This is a genomic window from Actinophytocola sp., from assembly GCF_036402745.1.
In the GTDB taxonomy this organism is placed as follows: Bacteria; Actinomycetota; Actinomycetes; order Mycobacteriales; family Pseudonocardiaceae; genus Actinophytocola.
This window is the reverse complement of the sequence record NZ_DASWSJ010000120.1, coordinates 1-2,434: the sequence shown is the minus strand read 5'-3', so window position 1 is coordinate 2,434 and position 2,434 is coordinate 1. Positions and strand designations below refer to the sequence as shown.

Here is a 2,434-nt window from a genome sequence, read left to right as displayed (position 1 = left end):
CGCGGTCGTGGTGCGGCGGGCGGTTCTGCTCGTACCAGGAGTCGGAGTCGGGCCGCTCCTGGTCCCGCTCGTCGGAGGTGGTGTCCGGCAGCACGTCGCCGAAGATCTCGTCCAAGTCGAGATCCCGGCGACGGTGCGGCTCCTCCGGTTCCGTCATCGGGGCTAGTTGGCGTCCAAGCCGGACAGTTCGTCGATCACGTGCGGCACCAGCGCCGACAGCGTGGCCATGCCGTCGCGGACCGCGGCCCGCGAGCCGGCCAGGTTCACCACGAGCGTGCTGCCGGAGATGCCGACGAGCCCACGCGAGATACCGCCGTCCACCGCGCCGGCGGCCAGGCCGGACGAGCGGATCGCCTCGGCGATGCCCGGGATCGGCCGGTCGAGCACGCCCTGCGTGGCGTCCGGCGTCATGTCGCGGGGCGACACCCCGGTGCCGCCGACCGTGATCACCAGGTCGGCGCCGCCGATCACGGCGGTGTTCAACGCGTTGCGGATGTCCACGATCTCCCCAGCCACCGCGACGATGCCGTCCACGATGAACCCGTTCTCCTCCAGCAGCTCGGTGACCAGCGGGCCGACCGAGTCCTCGTGCTCCCCATGGGCCACCCGGTCGTCGACGATCACGATGAGGGCCCTGCCGAGCCGCTGCGCGCTCCGTTCCATGGCTGTCACCGTAGTCGGAGCGCCGGGAGGCTCGCCGCGAACCCGTCCAGCAGATGCCGCAGGCCGAACTCGAACCGCTCGTCGAGATCCAGATCGAAATCCGCCATCTCCACCACGCGCACGAACGTCGGGTAGGCGCCGGACGCGGTCACGCCAGCGAACGTCGCGTCCTGCTCGACGAGGTGCTGGTCGGGGGTGATCCCGGTACACCTGGAACTTCCGGTACGGATCCAGCCCGGTGGGCTCCAGCACACACAGCACCGCCTCGCCGAAGGCCAGCTTTTCCGCGCGGCGACGCCGCCGCCCAGAAGCGGGTGGTCGCGGACGCCTACGCCGGCGTGGGCTGGGACGCACCGCGGCTGCTCGCGGCGATGGCCGAGGCCACCGAACTTCTACTTCGACTCGCTCAGCCAGGTCCGCATGGGCACCTGGTCGGCCGGCCGGGTCGCGCTGCTGGGCGACGCCGGCTACTGCGCCTCGCCGATGTCGGGCCGCGGCACGTCGCAGGCGCTGCTCGGCGCGTACGTGCTGGCCGGCGAGCTGGCGACGGCCGCCGACCATCGGACCGCGTTCGCGGCCTACGAGCGGACGCTGCGCGCGTACGTCGAGGTGAACCACGAGCTGGGCCGCCAGGCGACGGCATCGCCGCTCATTCCGCCGACCCAGGAGATGGCCGACGCGATCGCCGCCGCTCCGGACGACGGCGAGGTGTCCAACGACGACGTCCCGATCGCGGACTACCTGGCGCTGAGCAAGATCTGACGGTTCTGTGACGGCCCGGCCGCCGACCTCGCGCGACGCGGCGGCCGGGCCCTAGCGTCGGTGACATGCGAGTGCTGATCACCGGTGCGGCCGGGTTCATCGGTTCCCACATCGCCGACCTGCTGGCCGAGCGCGGCCATCGGACGGTGCTGCTGGACAACCTGCTGCCGAAGGCCCACGGTCCACAAGCGACAGTCGGCGACGTGACGGTCGGCGACGTCCGCGACCCGGCGCTCCTGGACGACCTGCTGCGCGGCGTGGACGTGGTGTGCCACCAGGCGGCGGTGGTCGGCCACGGCCTCGACCCGTCGGACGCGCCCGACTACGCCATGCACAACGACTACGGCACGGCGGTCCTGCTGGCCGCGATGCACAGGGCCGGCGTGCGCCGCCTGGTGCTGGCCTCGTCGATGGTCGTCTACGGCGAGGGCCGCTACACCTGCCGCGACCACGGCATCGTCCGCCCGGGCCCGCGCCGCCAGTCCGATGTGGACGCCGGCAGGTATGAGCCCCCCTGCCCCGAGTGCGGCGCCGAGCTGGCACCGCGGCTGGTGCCCGAGGACGCCCCGATCGACCCCAGAAGCACCTACGCGGCAACGAAGGCGGCGCAGGAGTTCCTGGCCTCGGCGTGGGCCCGGCAGACGGGCGGCGGTGTGTGGGCGCTGCGGTACCACAACGTGTACGGCCCGCGGATGCCGCGCGACACGCCCTACGCCGGCGTGGCGTCGCTGTTCCGCTCGTCCCTGCAGCGCGGCGAGCCCCCGACGGTCCTGGAGGACGGCCGGCAGCGCCGGGACTTCGTCCACGTGACCGATGTGGCGCACGCCAACACCCGAGCCATCGAGACCGACCCTCCCCCCGGCGCCCTGACCCCGCTCAACATCTGCTCCGGCGACCCCCACACCGTGGGCGAGCTGGCCACCGAGCTGGCCCGAGCCTGCGCAGGCCCACCGCCACGCGTGATCGGCGGTGCCCGCCCCGGCGACGTCCGCCACGTCGTGGCCGACCC

At 73.0% G+C, this 2,434-nt stretch carries 4 protein-coding genes; 2 read left to right on the top strand and 2 right to left on the bottom strand.

Annotated features, from left to right (window positions below):
- Positions 1-162: 162 nt before the first annotated feature.
- Positions 163-663 carry a MogA/MoaB family molybdenum cofactor biosynthesis protein gene (locus VGD70_RS11845; RefSeq protein WP_331081029.1) on the bottom strand — a complete coding sequence of 167 codons (501 nt, stop codon included), beginning with the start codon at positions 661-663 and terminating at the stop codon, positions 163-165.
- A gap of 5 nt (positions 664-668) precedes the next feature.
- Positions 669-815, bottom strand: a complete 147-nt coding sequence (locus VGD70_RS36935) for a TetR/AcrR family transcriptional regulator C-terminal domain-containing protein (RefSeq protein WP_414637945.1) — start codon at positions 813-815, stop codon at positions 669-671.
- A 268-nt stretch (positions 816-1,083) separates the two neighbouring features.
- On the opposite strand from VGD70_RS36935, the gene VGD70_RS11835 reads away from it, so the two are divergent.
- Both VGD70_RS11835 and VGD70_RS11830 read left to right on the top strand, forming a co-directional pair.
- On the top strand, positions 1,084-1,425 hold the full coding sequence (locus VGD70_RS11835; RefSeq protein WP_331081025.1) for a hypothetical protein: 342 nt from the start codon (positions 1,084-1,086) through the stop codon (positions 1,423-1,425).
- A 65-nt stretch (positions 1,426-1,490) separates the two neighbouring features.
- Positions 1,491-2,434, top strand: a 944-nt coding sequence (locus tag VGD70_RS11830; protein ID WP_331081023.1) for an NAD-dependent epimerase/dehydratase family protein, incomplete at its 3' end; no start/stop codon positions are given.

Excerpts from the sequence above, each read along its gene's own strand:
- VGD70_RS11835 (WP_331081025.1), top strand. The coding sequence starts at position 1,084 with ATGGGCACCTGGTCGGCCGGCCGGGTCGCGCTGCTGGGCGACGCCGGC.
- VGD70_RS11845 (WP_331081029.1), bottom strand. The coding sequence starts at position 663 with ATGGAACGGAGCGCGCAGCGGCTCGGCAGGGCCCTCATCGTGATCGTC.